The organism is Clostridium hydrogenum (assembly GCF_021432385.1).
Classification (GTDB): domain Bacteria; phylum Bacillota; class Clostridia; order Clostridiales; family Clostridiaceae; genus Clostridium_S; species Clostridium_S hydrogenum.
This window is the reverse complement of the sequence record NZ_JAEACT010000002.1, coordinates 1,398,707-1,415,183: the sequence shown is the minus strand read 5'-3', so window position 1 is coordinate 1,415,183 and position 16,477 is coordinate 1,398,707. Positions and strand designations below refer to the sequence as shown.

21 protein-coding genes are annotated in these 16,477 nt (G+C 27.3%); 4 read left to right on the top strand and 17 right to left on the bottom strand.

Annotation, left to right across the window (positions count from 1 at the left end):
- Positions 1 to 13: 13 nt before the first annotated feature.
- Positions 14 to 382, bottom strand: a complete 369-nt coding sequence (locus CUEA01_RS06340) for a DUF1492 domain-containing protein (RefSeq protein ID WP_234120202.1) — start codon at positions 380 to 382, stop codon at positions 14 to 16.
- A 195-nt stretch (positions 383 to 577) separates the two neighbouring features.
- Here CUEA01_RS06340 and CUEA01_RS06335 point away from each other — a divergent pair, with 195 nt between their 5' ends.
- On the top strand, positions 578 to 988 hold the full coding sequence (locus CUEA01_RS06335; RefSeq protein WP_234120200.1) for a helix-turn-helix domain-containing protein: 411 nt from the start codon (positions 578 to 580) through the stop codon (positions 986 to 988).
- 24 nt (positions 989 to 1,012) lie between these two features.
- Here CUEA01_RS06335 and CUEA01_RS06330 read toward each other — a convergent pair whose 3' ends face one another.
- Entirely contained in the window at positions 1,013 to 1,810 is a 798-nt protein-coding gene (locus tag CUEA01_RS06330; RefSeq protein WP_234120199.1) for a 30S ribosomal protein S1, read from the bottom strand.
- Positions 1,811 to 1,919: 109 nt separating this feature from the next.
- Positions 1,920 to 2,345 carry a hypothetical protein gene (locus CUEA01_RS06325; RefSeq protein ID WP_234120196.1) on the bottom strand — a complete coding sequence of 142 codons (426 nt, stop codon included), beginning with the start codon at positions 2,343 to 2,345 and terminating at the stop codon, positions 1,920 to 1,922.
- Between the two features lie 225 nt (positions 2,346 to 2,570).
- Here CUEA01_RS06325 and CUEA01_RS06320 point away from each other — a divergent pair, with 225 nt between their 5' ends.
- Positions 2,571 to 2,813: a helix-turn-helix domain-containing protein gene (locus CUEA01_RS06320; RefSeq protein WP_234120194.1), complete on the top strand. Its 243-nt coding sequence runs from the start codon at positions 2,571 to 2,573 to the stop codon at positions 2,811 to 2,813.
- 258 nt (positions 2,814 to 3,071) lie between these two features.
- Here CUEA01_RS06320 and CUEA01_RS06315 read toward each other — a convergent pair whose 3' ends face one another.
- Entirely contained in the window at positions 3,072 to 4,175 is a 1,104-nt protein-coding gene (locus CUEA01_RS06315; protein ID WP_235699816.1) for a D-alanyl-D-alanine carboxypeptidase family protein, read from the bottom strand.
- A 192-nt stretch (positions 4,176 to 4,367) separates the two neighbouring features.
- Here CUEA01_RS06315 and CUEA01_RS06310 point away from each other — a divergent pair, with 192 nt between their 5' ends.
- Positions 4,368 to 4,892 (top strand): DUF2953 domain-containing protein, encoded by a 525-nt coding sequence (locus CUEA01_RS06310; RefSeq protein ID WP_234120192.1) that lies wholly within the window; start codon positions 4,368 to 4,370, stop codon positions 4,890 to 4,892.
- Between the two features lie 146 nt (positions 4,893 to 5,038).
- Entirely contained in the window at positions 5,039 to 5,515 is a 477-nt protein-coding gene (gene ytfJ, locus CUEA01_RS06305; RefSeq protein ID WP_234120190.1) for a GerW family sporulation protein, read from the top strand.
- 205 nt (positions 5,516 to 5,720) lie between these two features.
- Here the strand turns inward: ytfJ and scpB are convergent, their stop codons facing one another.
- The 13 genes from scpB to spo0A form a co-directional block, all read right to left on the bottom strand.
- Positions 5,721 to 6,305, bottom strand: coding sequence for an SMC-Scp complex subunit ScpB (scpB, locus tag CUEA01_RS06300; protein WP_234120174.1), 585 nt, complete (start codon positions 6,303 to 6,305; stop codon positions 5,721 to 5,723).
- On the bottom strand, positions 6,292 to 7,050 hold the full coding sequence (locus tag CUEA01_RS06295) for a segregation/condensation protein A (RefSeq protein WP_234120172.1): 759 nt from the start codon (positions 7,048 to 7,050) through the stop codon (positions 6,292 to 6,294). The genes scpB and CUEA01_RS06295 overlap by 14 nt, the downstream gene beginning before the upstream one ends.
- Positions 7,051 to 7,133: 83 nt before the next feature.
- A complete protein-coding gene (locus CUEA01_RS06290; protein ID WP_407929232.1) occupies positions 7,134 to 8,363 on the bottom strand; it encodes a D-alanyl-D-alanine carboxypeptidase family protein in 1,230 nt (409 codons plus the stop codon).
- Positions 8,364 to 8,509: 146 nt separating this feature from the next.
- The gene (locus CUEA01_RS06285; RefSeq protein ID WP_234120160.1) at positions 8,510 to 9,325 is read right to left on the bottom strand and encodes a purine-nucleoside phosphorylase; all 816 of its coding nucleotides are present in this window, start codon (positions 9,323 to 9,325) and stop codon (positions 8,510 to 8,512) included.
- Entirely contained in the window at positions 9,315 to 10,502 is a 1,188-nt protein-coding gene (locus CUEA01_RS06280; protein WP_234120158.1) for a phosphopentomutase, read from the bottom strand. Before CUEA01_RS06280 ends, CUEA01_RS06285 begins: the two co-directional genes overlap by 11 nt.
- A 284-nt stretch (positions 10,503 to 10,786) precedes the next feature.
- A complete protein-coding gene (gene xerD, locus CUEA01_RS06275; RefSeq protein ID WP_234120150.1) occupies positions 10,787 to 11,665 on the bottom strand; it encodes a site-specific tyrosine recombinase XerD in 879 nt (292 codons plus the stop codon).
- Between the two features lie 89 nt (positions 11,666 to 11,754).
- Positions 11,755 to 11,979: a hypothetical protein gene (locus CUEA01_RS06270; RefSeq protein ID WP_234120148.1), complete on the bottom strand. Its 225-nt coding sequence runs from the start codon at positions 11,977 to 11,979 to the stop codon at positions 11,755 to 11,757.
- Positions 11,976 to 12,626, bottom strand: a complete 651-nt coding sequence (spoIIM, locus tag CUEA01_RS06265) for a stage II sporulation protein M (protein ID WP_234120146.1) — start codon at positions 12,624 to 12,626, stop codon at positions 11,976 to 11,978. The genes CUEA01_RS06270 and spoIIM overlap by 4 nt, the downstream gene beginning before the upstream one ends.
- A 171-nt stretch (positions 12,627 to 12,797) precedes the next feature.
- Positions 12,798 to 13,028: a hypothetical protein gene (locus CUEA01_RS06260; protein ID WP_234120137.1), complete on the bottom strand. Its 231-nt coding sequence runs from the start codon at positions 13,026 to 13,028 to the stop codon at positions 12,798 to 12,800.
- 101 nt (positions 13,029 to 13,129) lie between these two features.
- On the bottom strand, positions 13,130 to 13,294 hold the full coding sequence (locus CUEA01_RS06255) for a hypothetical protein (protein WP_234120135.1): 165 nt from the start codon (positions 13,292 to 13,294) through the stop codon (positions 13,130 to 13,132).
- Between the two features lie 13 nt (positions 13,295 to 13,307).
- Positions 13,308 to 14,615, bottom strand: a complete 1,308-nt coding sequence (locus tag CUEA01_RS06250) for a transcriptional regulator (protein ID WP_234120128.1) — start codon at positions 14,613 to 14,615, stop codon at positions 13,308 to 13,310.
- Positions 14,616 to 14,738: 123 nt separating this feature from the next.
- Positions 14,739 to 15,065 carry a hypothetical protein gene (locus CUEA01_RS06245; protein WP_407929231.1) on the bottom strand — a complete coding sequence of 109 codons (327 nt, stop codon included), beginning with the start codon at positions 15,063 to 15,065 and terminating at the stop codon, positions 14,739 to 14,741.
- 403 nt (positions 15,066 to 15,468) lie between these two features.
- Positions 15,469 to 16,314, bottom strand: a complete 846-nt coding sequence (gene spo0A / locus CUEA01_RS06240; protein WP_234120126.1) for a sporulation transcription factor Spo0A — start codon at positions 16,312 to 16,314, stop codon at positions 15,469 to 15,471.
- Positions 16,315 to 16,477: the final 163 nt, after the last annotated feature.

Here is a 16,477-nt window from a genome sequence, read left to right as displayed (position 1 = left end):
TTATACCTCGCTTTTAAACACAAAGTACTTCACTTAAATAATTTAATAGCTTTTTACGTATTCTATAATAGCTTCTTTCTTTTATAAACATCCTATCTTGAATTTGCGTAACACTTAACTTACATTCATATTTTAAACTTACATATGTTTTTTCTTCATCTTCTAACCCATCAATTATTTCTTCAAAATGCTTATTTTTAAACTTTATTTCAGCTATTTTTCTCTCTATTTCTGCTATTTCAGCTTCAGCATCAATTCTTATTTTATTTTTATTTTCATTATAATATTTAAGTTTGCTCTGATATGCTAGCATGTTATGCAATTCTATATAATATTTAATTATAGCTTTTTCAATTTTTTTATCTTGAATTTTGTTTCCCATGATTACCACTCCTTACTTAATATGTAACTTAATATAAACATTATATAATATATTGTTTATATCATGCAACACATTTTTTATATTTTTTCCAAAATTTATATAATGAAAGCTTATCTGCTTTTGTATTTATAAAATATGGTATATAATATCTATACATAAGTAAATTATAATTATTTTAAGGGAGATGAACTATACTTGGATAATAAATTATTAAAGGATCCTCTAGAAACCTTCGGACAATACATAAAGCGAATTAGAGAATTACGAGGCTACTCCCAAAGAAAATTATCTACAATTACCTCCTTAAGCAATACAACCATTTCTAGAATTGAAAAGGGCGGAGAAAATGGTATTGAAAATCCTGATATATTCACTGTTATTAAACTAGCTGAAGGTTTAAAAATAAACAAAGAACAAATGCTTATAGCTTCTGGTTACCTCGATAAAAAGGAACCTGAAAATAGTCAAAATATAAAAGAAATTATTACTGCTGGACTTTTAAAACTTGGCTGGGCAAATTCTTATGAAGATATTAATGAACAAACCCTTACCTTCATTGAATTTACATTAAAAAATTATGGTATAAAAGATAAAAAAATTATTTAAAATGCCTATTGTTAAATTTTATTTTCAATTCACCGTTCTCATTAAATTCGCATTTATTTTCCTTTTTTCGTAATCTATCTTCTTTATTTTAACAACAAATTTTCCTCCTATGACAGGTGAAAAGTTCGTCCAATTAGGAAAAGGGCATAAGCAATTTATTCCTTTTCTTAATGTTAAAAATATACCATAATCTTGAATACCAGTTACTATACCTAGATACTCTCCTCCCTTGTTCAAAGATTTAATTAAAAAATCATATGGATCCTCTTTTGCTTCTTTTAAAGAAATTTTTATAATATTATTTTCTATGTCCATTTCTTTAATTATACCTAAAGCCTTATCACCTATCTGAACACATTTACTTATATCATCAATATATCCATAATCAATTTCATTTATTGGAACACTACTTTCAAGTCCGTAACAATCTACTATACAATTATTTTTTCCTATACCTGTAACTCTAACTTGTACTTTTTCTCCAATCTTATGCTTTATAAGTTCTATACTTTTTCTAAGTTCCATTGCTTCCTTCCTAGATGCCACAGCAATTTTGTTATCTTCATCAAGTTCTTTTACAATAAAATCAATTTCTGCCCCTATCATACTTCGTATTACTTTTTTGTCATTTCTTGAAATGTTCATATCAGTTGAAGGTATTATTATTTTATATTCTCCATAAAAAACAACTCCACAGTCTAATCTTTTATTATCATTTGTTTTAAATGATTCTGCTGCTGCTAACATGCCATTTAATATTTTATGACTTTGTTTTGACGCAATAATTTCATGTAAAACTTTATTATAATTAAAATTTGTCATTTCACTCAGCTCCTTTACCTCTTTAGCATAGATTCTACACTATTTAGATTACAAGAAGCTTACCAACTTTTTTACATATTTATGCCATACTTATTGACTAATATATGGTTTATCTATATCTAACACTGGATTCCTTTAAATATTCCATTACCTTTTCTTCTCTTTCACTTTCCAAATCTAACAGTTTTATTAGTATATTTTTAATACTAGGAGAGGACTCTACAATTCTGTTATAGAGATTTTCTTCTTTTTTATTATACTCATATATAGTATTTTTCTTTTTAAGCCACTGTAATTTTTCTATACCAATTTTTAACTTTTTATATTCATAAAAGGTTTCTACATCTTCAAGCCTATTATTAATAGTATTAATTATCACCCAAAATATGTCATCTTCTATTATTATTCCCCTGTTTATGTCTTTTTCTATTTCACTTATTAAACTTATAATTTCTTTATTACTAAGTTTTCCAATATTTTTATGCATTTTTTTACAACAACTAACATTGATAAAATTACTTTTTTCATTTAACATGTTATATATCCTCCTAACATTAACAATATTGTAGAATTTTTATGTATTTTTAGTATATCACCAAATATTTCTCTATTAGAGAAACAATACCTCATTTTATACTAATTTTTTTACCATATTTAAAGTATATGTCAAAAAGTTATTTTACACCGATTTATATTTTTACATTTTTGTATATTTAATTATAAATGTTATTAAATTTATCATTTTTTTGAAAGGAGACCTATGAGTCCTGAGATTGGAATTAAAATACGAAAATTAAGAAAACAAAAAAATTTAACTCAAAAAGAGCTTGCTTTTAGAATAAATAAGAGCAATGGTTATTTATCTGATATAGAAAATGGTAATAAGCTGCCATCAATTAATGTATTGTATAATATAGCTTACCATCTAGGGACTTGTCCTAGTAGCTTATTAGGTTGTAAAAAAATAAAGTGCCAATATTGCACTAAAAAATACAACAGATAATTCAGCTTTTACAGTAATTAAATATTACAAACCTTTATTCAGAGTACAGTGTACAGTGAAGGATGATTTTTCTCCGCTAACGCTACTAAAAATCTTAAAACTTAATTTTTTGATTGCTTACGCAATCGCGGAATTAATGTTGCTAGGCGAATCTGACAACATTTAAGTTTAAGATTTACCTGACGTAAGGAAGGTAAATCAACCTTAACTGTACTCTGTCATCTGTACTCTGTACTCTGGTTTAATGGTTCTCAAAAATTAATTACTAAAAAATTTTTTCGTGGCCTTATTCCCTTTAACCTCATTGGACAATAGGTAATCAACATATACTTTAACATCATTCTCAAAAATCTCAATTTTACCTATCTTATCATCCTTCTTTATTGGTGCATTTATGTCATTAGAAACTTTAATTTTTACTTTATAATTCTCATTATTCTTACATGGAAAAATAATGTCATGTGGAGCATATAATTTAAGCATATCTTTGCCATTACTTATTTTTTTTTCATATAACTTATCACCTTTTGAAACTATTTTCTTATAACTATAATTTTTAATTATATAATCATACATCTTCTTAGTTTCTTTCCATCTTGGAGTACAATTTAGTACAACAAAAATAACATCATGTCCTCCTATATCTACAGAGGTCACAAGGCATTTTCCAGCCTTGCCTGTATATCCTGTTTTAACACCATTAGCTCCTGGAATTTGATACAGTATCTTATTTATATTATGGTATCCTCTAGTAAAGCCATACTGTGACGCAGCAATATCTTTTGTACTAACTATATCATTGAATATTTTATTTTCCTTTGCTTTAGCTGTAATAAGTGCTAAATCATAGGCTGTACAATAATGAAATTCACGATCAAGACCATGTGGGGTTTCAAAGTGAGAATTAACAGCACCTATTTCACAGGCATATTCATTCATAAGTTTAATAAAATTATCAACATTTCCTCCTATACCTTCTGCTATAGTTATTGCTGCATCATTTCCTGATCTGAACATAAGTCCATATAACAATTCTTTCAATGTAATTTCTTCTCCTAGCTTATATCCTACTACAGATCCCCTTATTGCTGCTGCTCTTTTAGATACAGTAAATTTTCTATCTAAATTTCCATATTTAATTGCAACCAAAGCCGTCATTATCTTGGTAGTACTTGCCATAGGCACTATACTATTTGCATTTTTTTCATAAAGTACAGCCTTTGTATCACTATCCATTGCTATTGCACATCTTGCATCTACATTTAATTTTCCCACTGATACTGCTTTTACTGCTATTTGATTTGAAAAAATAATTATTGATAAAATTATTGATAAAATGAATTTATATTTGCAAGTTTTCAATTTAAACACTTCCTTTAATGGTTTACTTTAGTTTTTAATTTACATAATTCTAGTTATGTATACTCTAGTAGTCCTCTTGTTTTATTTTTTCTTTTTATGATTATAATTATGTATTTACTCATAAATTTAAATGATTAAAGTTAGGCAATTTTGGTTATAATTATTAATATATTTTCTTTGGAGGTTTAAAGCATGTACATTATTTTATTAATAGTTGCAATAATTTTTATACCATTTCCAATAAAATTAGGTTTTACCTATATAAATAATAAGATTACAGTAAATATATATAATTATAAAATTAATATCGATAGAGAAAAAAAAAGAAAAGCTAAGTTTAAAATAAAATTTGAAATTAATCTTAAAGAATACATACAAGAAATAAAGCATCTACATTTTAAAGCAAGTATGAAAACTAATATCGATGTAAATGTAGGATTAGATGATGCTGCCAAAACAGCTGAATTATTTGGTTTTATAAATTATTTTATTCCAGTTATATATATTGAATTGGAAAAGTTTTTTAAAATAAAAAAATATGATTACAATGTAACTCCTAATTTTAAAGAAAGTATATTTGAAATTAAAATTAATAGTATAATTTGGATAAGTATAGTAAAAGCTATATATATATTAATTCATATGCTGTTAGCTATGATTAAACTTCATACTGGACCTAAAAAAATTAATCACAATTTATTTAATTTTTCTAGGTAAAAGATGTAATATGAAGTTTAACATATATCCCTATAAGTCTATATCGAGGTATATGTTAAGCCTATAATCATATGCATATATTGCAAAATAAATTTTAAATTAATTGCGTAATTTAACTTACGCTAAATTTTAGGAGGAATTGAATTATGGATAGTCACCCTATTGAAAATTTAATGAAAAGTACAATGGAAAATATTAGAGAAATGGTCGATGTTAACACCATAATTGGAGATTCAATTACTGCAGACGATGGTACTCTTATAATACCTATATCAAAAGTTTCTTTTGGTTTTGTATCAGGCGGCACTGAATTTGCTGCTGAAGATAATAATAATAGTCATAATACTGAAGGATTAAAAAACTATCCTTTTGGAGGAGGTTCTGGTTCAGGAATTTCCATTAAACCAGTTGCATTTCTAGTTATTAAAAAGGATTGCATAAGATTATTGCCTTTAACTGAACAAACTACTTGTGATAAAATTGTTGATTTAGTCCCTCAACTTATGGATATGGTTAAAAATATGTCACATAAACATAAAAATTGCGAAGATGATAAAGAAAAAGATAAGTGCTGTAAATCAAAAAAAGATAAATACGATGATGATGATGAAATCATTGATTAAGGCATCTTAAAAAAAATAACAAGTCCAAATTGAGAGATAGTTTTGTGTAATACAAGAAACTGTAACTCGTTAATACTGGTTGTCTTAGCGTGTTATAGTGACGAAATATTACGCGAAAATAGCCGAAAGTTGGACTTGTTATTTTCTTTAAGTTGCCTAAAATTACGCTGTCACAATTATTTATGCGACAGCTTAATTAATTTTATTATTCATTATTTATATCTTCTTCTGTATTTAAAAAATTTTCTATATTAGGCAATTCATCTATATTACCAATAGAAAAATTCTTTAAAAATTCATCCGTTGTGGCATATAAAATAGGTCTTCCCGGGACATCTAATCTTCCACATTCTTTAATTAATTTCTTTTCCTGAAGCGTTAATATTGCCCTGTCACTTTTTACTCCTCTTATCTCATCAATGTCTATTCTTGTTATTGGCTGCTTATATGCAACTATTGCTAAAGTTTCAAGGGCTGCTTGGGAAAGTGACTGCCTTGAATTTGTTTTCAAAAGTTTACTAACAAATTCACTATTCTCTGGTTTTGTTACAAGTTGATAACAATCATTAATACATATTAATTTTATTCCTCTAAAGCTATCATTATATCTTACCATCATATCTTCAATAATTTCTTTTGTATACTTTTCATTACAATCAATTACAGAAGATATCTGCTTTAATTTCATAGGTTCTCCGCTCACAAATAAAACGGATTCTATTACAGACTCATAAAGACTTAAGTTTGAAACTTCCTCTATTTCAAGTTGATTTATATTAACTTTCTTCACTTACTTCAACCCTTTCTATATATATATCATTAAAATTGTTTTCCTGATATATCTTTACATTTCTTAATTTAATTAACTCTAAAAGAGCCATAAAAGTAACAACAATCTCTAATTTATTTGAGCATTTTTTAGCTACACCAGAAAAATAAATCGTTTTGTTTAAAGATAAGTTTTTTAATAAATCATCCATTTTATCTTCTACTTTATATGCATCAACAGATATTTTATTCAAATAGTTATTATCTCTATTTAATTTATTTTCATAATCATTCATAAGTTTACAAAATAAATTATAAAGCTCAAGCATAGTAGTTCCCTTAAAAATATCAGAATCTAAAGCAACTTCACTATTTTTTTCTTCTATTATCTCTGGTTTTTTAGAAAAAACTATTCCACTTTCACTTTCTTTTTCCCTTAAAAATTCTGCAGCCGCTTTAAATTTTCTATACTCCAAGAGCTTGGACACAAGTTCTTTTCTTGGATCCTCCTCTTCTTGTTCCTCTTCTTCTTTTTTAACTTTTGGTAAAAGCATTTTAGATTTTATTTCCAATAATGTGGCTGCAATAACAATAAATTCAGAAGTGCTCTCTAAATCAATATCTTTCATTTCATTAATATACTCCATATACTGATTTGTTATTTCATGTATCTTAATATCATATATATCCATTTCATTTTTTTTAATAAGATGAAGTAACAAATCAAATGGTCCTTGAAAGTTACCAATATTTATATTTAATATCATTTAATATCTCCCCTGGACATTCCCCAAAAGGTGGAATGCAAAAATAGCTGTGAAGTTTAACTTCACAGCTATTTTAACATATACTATATGGAATTATCAAATATCCTATTTAAATCCTTCTTTAAATTTTCTAAAAATCCACCCTTTTTTATATCCCTGTCACAATATATTTTAACTCTTCCAACAGGTTTGTTATTCATGTAGTATTCACAGTAACCTATAACACTATCTTTTTTTATAACCTTTGCTTGCTTATCTATTGTAAAATAGCACTTTTTAGTTATTTTACAATCCGCACCTTTTTGTGTTATAATGCTTAAATCATCTTTAGCTTTTGCAATAAAAAATTTATCACCTTTTTTATTTAAGCATACTTTTTCTACAGTTCCATCCTTACTTACAACTTTAGTTTGAGTAAATTTAGAGAATCCATAATTCATAAGCATGCTCGCATCTCTGTTTCTCACTTTAAATGTAGGTGCACCCATAATAACTGCAAGCATTCTAACGCCATCTCTTGTAGCTGTGGCACTTATACAATATTTAGCTTCATCTGTAAAACCAGTTTTAAGTCCATCACAGCCCTTAAAAAATCTTACAAGTTTATTATGATTAACAAGACCTATTGGACTCTTTCTTCCTTCACTAATTGTCTCCATATAAGTTCCTGTATATTTCAATATTTTTGTATGCTTCAAAAGTTCCCTTGACATAATTGAAATATCATATGCAGTTGTCAAATGCCCATCTGCACTTAATCCTGTACAATTTTTAAATTGAGTATCTTTCATTCCTAGCTCATTGACCCTTTTATTCATCATATTTACAAAATTATCTTGGCTTCCACCTAAATATTCTGCCATGGCAACCGCTGCATCATTTCCTGAAGCAATAGCTATTCCTTTTAGAAGTTCTTCAACAGTTCTAACTTCACCCGTATCTAAAAGCATGGAACTTCCGCCCATTTTTTTTGCATTTTCACTTATTGTAACACTATCTGAAAGTTTAATTTTACCACTGTCAACTGCTTCCATAGTTAAAAGCATAGTCATAATTTTAGTTACTGATGCTGGGGCAAATCTTTCATGAGAATTTTTTTCATAAATAATATTTCCACTACTAGGTTCAAGTAAAATAGCGGATTTAGCATCAACATTAATACCGCTTTGATTCTCAGTATTCTTTTCTGATTGATTACTTTTTTGTGGTTCAAATGCTCTCACCGATACTGGCAAGCAAATACTTTGAAGAAAAACCAAAATAAGAACTATAGTACACGTTAAAAATATTTTTTTTCTCATTTTATGTATCATCCTTTCTAGAGATTTCAATTTCAAATTTATTTTTACCATGTTATAAGAAATTATCACAAAACGAGAAAAAATATTTAACACCCTAATTGAAACACTATTTTCTAAAATAGCTAGTAAACATCAGCTTTTCCAGCATATATCAAAACTTATATTTCCTTAACAATCTCACTTACGAATCTAATAAATTTATCTTTAACTTTGTTTGAAGTTTCTATAACTTCTTTATGATTTAAAGGCTGTTCAAGTATTCCTGCTGCCATATTAGTAATACAAGAAATTCCTATAACTTTAATCTTGCAATGATTTGCTGCAATAACTTCTGGAACTGTTGACATTCCAACTGCATCTCCTCCAAGTACCCTAATCATCTTAATCTCAGCTGGAGTCTCATAACTAGGTCCTGTCATCATAAAATAAGTACCCTCAACAACATCAATACCTATTTTTTTTGAAACATTTTTTGAAAGCTCAAACAATTCCTTATTGTATGCACTTGACATATCTGGAAATCTTTCTCCCATTTCATCTACATTCTTTCCAATAAGAGGATTGTTACAAGCAAAATTTATATGATCTTTTATGAGCATTAAATCTCCAGGTTTAAATGAAACATTAACCCCTCCAGCAGCATTAGTTACTATAAGTTCTTCTACTCCAATCATCTTCATTATGTAAATAGGAAGTGCTAAATCTGCCATTTTATTGCCTTCATAATAATGAAATCTTCCCTGCATCATTACAACGTCTTTTTCACCTAATTTTCCAAAAACAAACTGACCTGCATGACCTTTTACTGTTGATACAGGCAAATAAGGCACGTCACTATACTTTACAATTATTTTATCCTTAACTTGATCTGCTAAATCGCCAAGTCCTGATCCAAGTATTATTCCTATCCTCGGAGTTGTTTTAATATGATTTTTTACATATTGTGATGCTTCTTTTATATATTCAATATTCATAATTTTCCTCCTTTATAATACTCTTAAAACTTTCTCCATATAAACTATTTTCTATTTTCAAGCAATCTAAAACTGTCTTTCCAATATCGCAAAAGCAATTTCTTATTCCAATGTTTTGTCCTGCTTTTACGCTGTCACCATATATAAGTACTGGTATGTATTCCCTTGAATGATCTGTACTTTTTGTAGTAGGATCACATCCATGATCAGCCGTAATAATTAATATATCCTCTTTCTGCATTTCATTCAATATTTCTGGTAACCTATTATCAAAATCTATTAAAGCCTTTGCATACCCTTTAACATCATTTCTGTGACCATACAGCATATCAAAATCAACTAAATTTGTAAATATTAATCCCGGTTTATTTGCTTTCATATACTCAATTGTCTTGTCGACACCATCCATATTGTTTTTAATATGTACAGCCTCTGTAATGCCTCTTTTATTATATATATCTTCTATTTTACCAACTGCCATAACATTTAAATTTTTTTCTTTTATATAATCAAGCATTGTTTTATCAAACGGATCTAGTGCAAAATCTCTTCTATTTGAAGTTCTTGTATATGATCCATTACCACCTGTAAAAGGTCTTGCAATTACTCTTCCAACAGTTCTTTCACCTGTAAGCATATTTCTTGCAACTTTACACATTTCATATAATTCATTTATAGGTATAACATCTTCGTGAGCTGCTATCTGGAAAACACTATCAGCAGAAGTGTAAATTATAGGAAATCCTGTTTTTACATGTTCATCTCCTAATTCATTTATAATTTCTGTTCCAGAAGCTACCTTATTCCCAAGTATTTTTCGTCCTATTTTATTTTGAAATTCATCTATTATATCCTTTGGAAAACCATTTGGATATGTGTTTAAAGGTTCTTTAAGAACAACTCCTGCTATTTCCCAATGTCCTGTTACCGTATCTTTTCCTTTAGAAAGCTCATTGCATTTTCCAAAACTTCCCGCAGGAGCCTCTGAAGCTTTAATTCCTCTACTTCCAGTTATATTTCCAAGTCCTATTTTACACATGTTAGGCAAATCAAGCCCACCTAACGAATTAGATATATTACCAATAGTATTACTACCTACATCGCCATACTTATTGGCATCAGGTAATTCTCCAATCCCGACACTATCAAGTACAATCAAAATTACTCTTTTAGCCATAAATAATTCTCCCTTCAAAGTAAAATTTAACATTTCAAAAGTTTTCATATATAGTATATCCATAAATCATTGTAAATGCAAAGTAAAAGTGTTTTGCAGCGATTTAAATAATATCTTATAACTCTTAGAGAAATATTCTTAAAAAACTTATAACTTTCAATTTGCCTGAACTAAAGATAAACCACTTCAACTATTAAAATTCATGTGCATCATAATGTCCATAAGATGGCATTTTGATACAAATTAATTTTAAAGTTCTAAGCGGTTTATCTTTATCGTTATTTTTAAGCTCTGGGATGTGTTCTTTTGTACACTTCAACAATTTTAGCTTTTTTATAAATTCCTGAATAAATTTGTGTAGTTGCCATATCTCTATGTCCAAGTAGTTCTTGTATTGTTTTAATGTCTGCACCATTCTGAAGTAAATGGACTGCAAAAGAATGCCTTAAAGTGTACGAATTAATTCTTTTATTTATATTTAACTCACTAGCATATAATTTAACTAATTTCCAAAACCCTTGTCTTGTCATTTTTGTTCCTTGAAGATTAAAAAATACAAAATCTAAATTATAACTATTTAATTTACCCCTAATTTTGTAGTAATTTTCCAAACATTTCACTGCATAAGATCCAATTGGAATAATTCTTTCTTTTTCTTTTATTCCCTTACACTTTATATATGATAACTTCAAATTAACATCGTATACAGTTAAATTAAGCATTTCAGTAACTTTTATTCCAGTTGCATACATTACCTCAAGCATTGCCCTATCTCTTATTCCTTTATCTGTTGATTGATCCGGTTTTGACAAAAGCTTGTCAACTTCTTCAGTAGTTAGTATTTCGGGTAAATTTCTTTTTATTTTCGGTGCTTCATACTGAATAACCGGATTATCACTCTTTATTCCAAGCTTAATTGCAAATTTATAAAGATTTCTAATTGAAACTATACTTCTTACAATTGAACTATTTGCACGTCCACTTTTTTGAAGATATTGTACATAAGCCATTATTGTAACAACTTCAACCTCTTCAATTTTTTCCTCTCTTGCTTTGACAAATTCATAGAACTTTTTTACATCTCTAATGTACGCATCAAGCGTATTTACACTTAAGTTTTTATTTTTTAATTCATCAAAGTATTTATCTACGAAACTACTCATATGTATACCCCCAGTAAACTTGAGTAAAGTTTTTATTTTTCCTTGTACATATATGTTATCAGCTACCAAAATCAATTTACTGCTTAAATTTACCTAAGTAGCATTTCAAAATAATACATAAACCTTAAAACAAACTGTCTACTATTAACCATATTGTATACAAAATCACTTCCACTACCTTCATTATGATTTAAAATAAAAAATACAATTATTTTATCAACTAATTCTGGCAGTAGCATTCCTATAATAATCAATATGAGAAAACACTTTATAAAATTTATAATAATTACATAGAGTTCATTTTCTTCTCTCAACAATTAGCACTCCAAACATTAATTGCTATAAACTTTATAACATTCGGTGTACAATAAGTCTCAAATAAAAATCCAACAAACATAATTAAAATTATAAAAGTAAATACTAATGAATATGATCCCAAATTTGAAAATAATCTTTTTCCAATGGGAGTATTAGAACTATCTTTTATAAGCTTAATAGAAAATTCCATAGCAATTACAGAAAGAAATAAAATGCATGGGATATAAATTAAATTTTGAGGTATTATAGCAAGCATTGCCATGCCTATGCCCTTAACACCAAAACCACTTATAAAAAATGAAACCGTAAATCCAAGTGTAAATCCCTTCAATACATCAATAACCAGTATTATTGGTATACCTATCATTGTTAATCCTAAAAACCATATAACTAGAATTAGCGGTATGTTATTTTTAATTGCTTCAAAAAAAATCCTCTTATAACTTCCAGCATCTATACTCTTATTTTTCGTAAAATCAATCAAATAACTTAATAAATTATTTTTTTCAGGAGATGACATATATTTAACAATATACACCCCTATTACAAAACCTATACCTATACATAATGCACTTAATATATACAGTAAAAAATTATCCTTAAAATGACCATTTATTAAATCTTTAAAATTAATTTTTTTCATAACACCACTCCTTTTGTTAATCACTTTTTGATAAATAAATATGACTAACAAAAGGATTTTATGCACACTTATTTTGTACTCATTAAAATCGACTCATTCTCCTATAAATTATTATATACATTATTGAAATATTTAGCAACTTACACCTTGGAGGGTTTTAATATGACTTACTTATTTCACAATTTTTTTAAGTATTTCATTTCTTTCATTTTGCATTAGAAATTCGACACCATCAATAGTAATTTCGTTTGAATCATTTATCATACCACTATTATCAAGTTCCTCCATAAGTATCCTAAATTCAGTTTGTTTTATTCCTTTTTCCTCAAGATATTTTTCGCTTAACTTAATATTGCTATTTATAGCCTCTAAAATAGTCAAAAACTTTTGAGATTGTTTCATAATTTATTCACCTATTTTATTATTCTTATATTTATAAGTATGAATTAGTTCATTAAGTTATTCTTATCTTTGAATCAAAAAAAGCAGAAGAATTTAATCTCCTACTTTAAATTAAAAAATGAAAAATTTTTAGCTCTTAGCATGGGATGACTATCAAGTTCTCCTAATTTATAGCCAACAACATGCATAATACTTGTAAATACAAACAAAAATGCTAATACAGCGCAAATTGATACCAATCTTTTTCTTAATTTTTTTCTTGTCATATTATAATCCCCCTTAAATTAACTTCAGTAAAAAGCTAGCTAACTCATTAACCACATTATTATCATTATTTTTAGAATAAAATGCTATAAGAAAAATTATTACCTTTTCGTTTATTTGTTCGTATTTATTTGCCATCGCTAAAATTTTATTTTTTACTTCTAGCATTTTACTTGTATTGTTTAATTTTGTATATAATTCTATTAAATCATAAACTATCTTATAAAATAAGCTGCAATTTTTTTGTTTTTCACAAAGCTCTAAAGCTTTAATATAATATTCTTCCTCTAGTTTTTCTTCACTAAGATATTTATAAATTTTACCAGTTTCATGATAAAACTCTGAAATATAACTATTGTTAGCATTAATCTTAGGTAAATCTTTAGTTAAAATTTCAAGATTTTTATTTATTTCTTTGGTGTCATTTAACTTGATATAATTGCTTATCATATTTATTCTTATATGAACTTGCTTTTCCAAATCATTTTTATATATAACTAATAGTTCATTAAAATTATATAATGAATCTTGAAATAAACTCATTCTATATAAGCAATTTGCTTTAACATTTTTTATCTTAAACATTTTATTTAAATCATTTCTATCGACAAGATTTTCAGCTTGATTTAATTTTTCTAAAGCCTTATCCCAATCGCCTAATTTTTTATATCCAAGTCCACTATTATATAAAAAGACAACAGAATATTCATTGGTCATATCTTTGAAATGTTCTAAAGCAAATTCACAACACTTAACAGATTCTTTGTAATTATCTACATAGGTGTAAACCATTGAAAGTTTCCTTAATAATGCAAGTAATGTTTCAGTTACTTCAGCCTTATTAATTAATTCTAGTGCTCTTTCATAATAATTAACACTTTTATAAAAATCATTTTGATTATAAAAATAATCTCCAGCCAGTTCATATATTACTATTTTCTTGTCTCTAATATCCCAATTAATTAAAAATTCTTCTGTTTCTTTAAGCTCTTTAACAAAGCTATCATCTTTACAAACAACTAAAGCTCTTAATTCACTTATGTATTTATCAATAACTTTGTTAGCTTGCTCTAATTCACTTTCTAACAGGTACTCAATAGTTTCAGTAACCTTAAAATGTTTTTTACGTGCTATTGCATTCAAGTTTTTTATAATTATCTCTGCTGTCTTTTTAGTTATGTTAGCCTTATTAGTTTCAATTTCACTAATTAAATTTCTCGTTATATCTTGCCCAGAAATCTCATCTTGCCTTAAATTATATTTTACTCTAATCGCCTTTAATTTGTCACCAAAAGTTAAAATAAATGTATTGCTAGAATTCAAAATGCATAACATCCCTTCCATTTTATCTTATATGGTTATAATAGCATATAATTCCATATAAGTAAATACGAACAATTACAAAATTGTTTGTATTTTATTCTCTGTATGCATAGTTACCGTAAGCTATACAATAGCTGAAACCGCTTCGTTTTCCCAATTTCCAACATACTTTATTAAACTATTTGTATCATCATATCTTTTCCATCCTTTTTCTGGACTATATAAATGATTTCCAACTTTAGCACTATTATCAGCAGTACCATTTAAATTGCTCGTTCCCACAACTCCACCATCATCTGTAGACACGCTATCAAGTAATTTAACATTCCCAATCTGCTTAACAATCCTATTTAATTTTGAATTTTGATTAGTTGCCGCAAATGCCTGTGAGAAGCACCCTAAAATAACAACTAAAAATACACTTAAAGTAATTTTAAATTTTTTCTTCATTTTGTTTCCTCCTAATATTATGTATTATTATGGTTTTAAACCCATATTATTATCGTATCTGAATATTTTTTCTTAATACTAAAATTTAATCATTTATTAAACTTATTTTTTTACTTTTCTCTCCACCTGTAATAATCCCATTTAGCATCTTTAATTGTTAATTATTGATTTTCCAAAATTAAATTTCTATCATCATTCTCACTCAAAGTTCAATCCATTTAATACTTTCTATAACTAATCTCAAAGCTTTTATTTTTTACGCAATAAAAAACCTCCAAAATTCATATTTAATGAACATTGAAGGTTTAGCTTTAAAGCATATATAATATTGGTTGGTTTGAAAAACAATTTGTTGCTACAGAAATATAGCTTTAATTGCAATCAAGTAATTGATTTCACTAACCTAGCTAACTTTATTTTGCAATCTAAGCTTGTCTGCAATCATAGCTATAAATTCGCTGTTTGTAGGCTTTCCTTTTCCGTTATGTATAGTATAACCGAAAAGCTTGTTAATTGTTTCAACTTGACCTCTAGACCAAGCTACTTCTATAGCATGTCTTATTGCTCTTTCCACCCTACTTGCTGTAGTATTATATTTTTTTGCAATTGATGGGTATAACTCTTTTGTTACTGCTGATAACAATTCCATATTATTTACTACCATTGTAATTGCTTCTCTTAAGTACATGTAGCCTTTAATATGTGCTGGCACACCTATTTCATGTATTATAGCAGTTATCTCTCCTTCTAAGTCTATAGGTGCATTAGAGGAATGCTCCTGTGTACTCATCATGGAAGAGTTTACATTTCTTATTCCTTGGTCTTGATATGGTATTGCTGATTTCTTTTCATTTGAATTTGATATAATGTTATTAAACATTTCTCTTATTCTTTTTATAAATACCTCCATATCAAATGGTTTTACAACATAATAATCAGCGCCTAAATTTATTGCCCTCTGAGTTATCTTATCTTGTCCTACTGCTGATAATACTATTATCCTTGGCAATTGACTTAAGTTCATATTATTTAGCCTTTCAAGAACTCCAAGACCATCTAAATGAGGCATTATTATATCCAGTACTACTAAGTCTGGTTTTTTCTCCTCTATTAATCTTAAGGCTTCAATTCCATCCTTTGCAATTCCTATTACTACAATATCACTTTGATTTAGCAAATAATCATTAAGAATATTACAGAATTCCTTATTATCATCTGCTATTAAAACACTTATTTTTTCATTTTCCATTGTTGACTCCCCTTCACATTAAGTTTACCATTATTTAACAACCCTATTATAATATATTCGACAAAACTATTATATTACCTTCAAGGGATTAAAAATTTTTACCAATACAAATACTTAAATTCAATTTATATCTTTTTTTCCATTTTATTACTAAAACAATAAA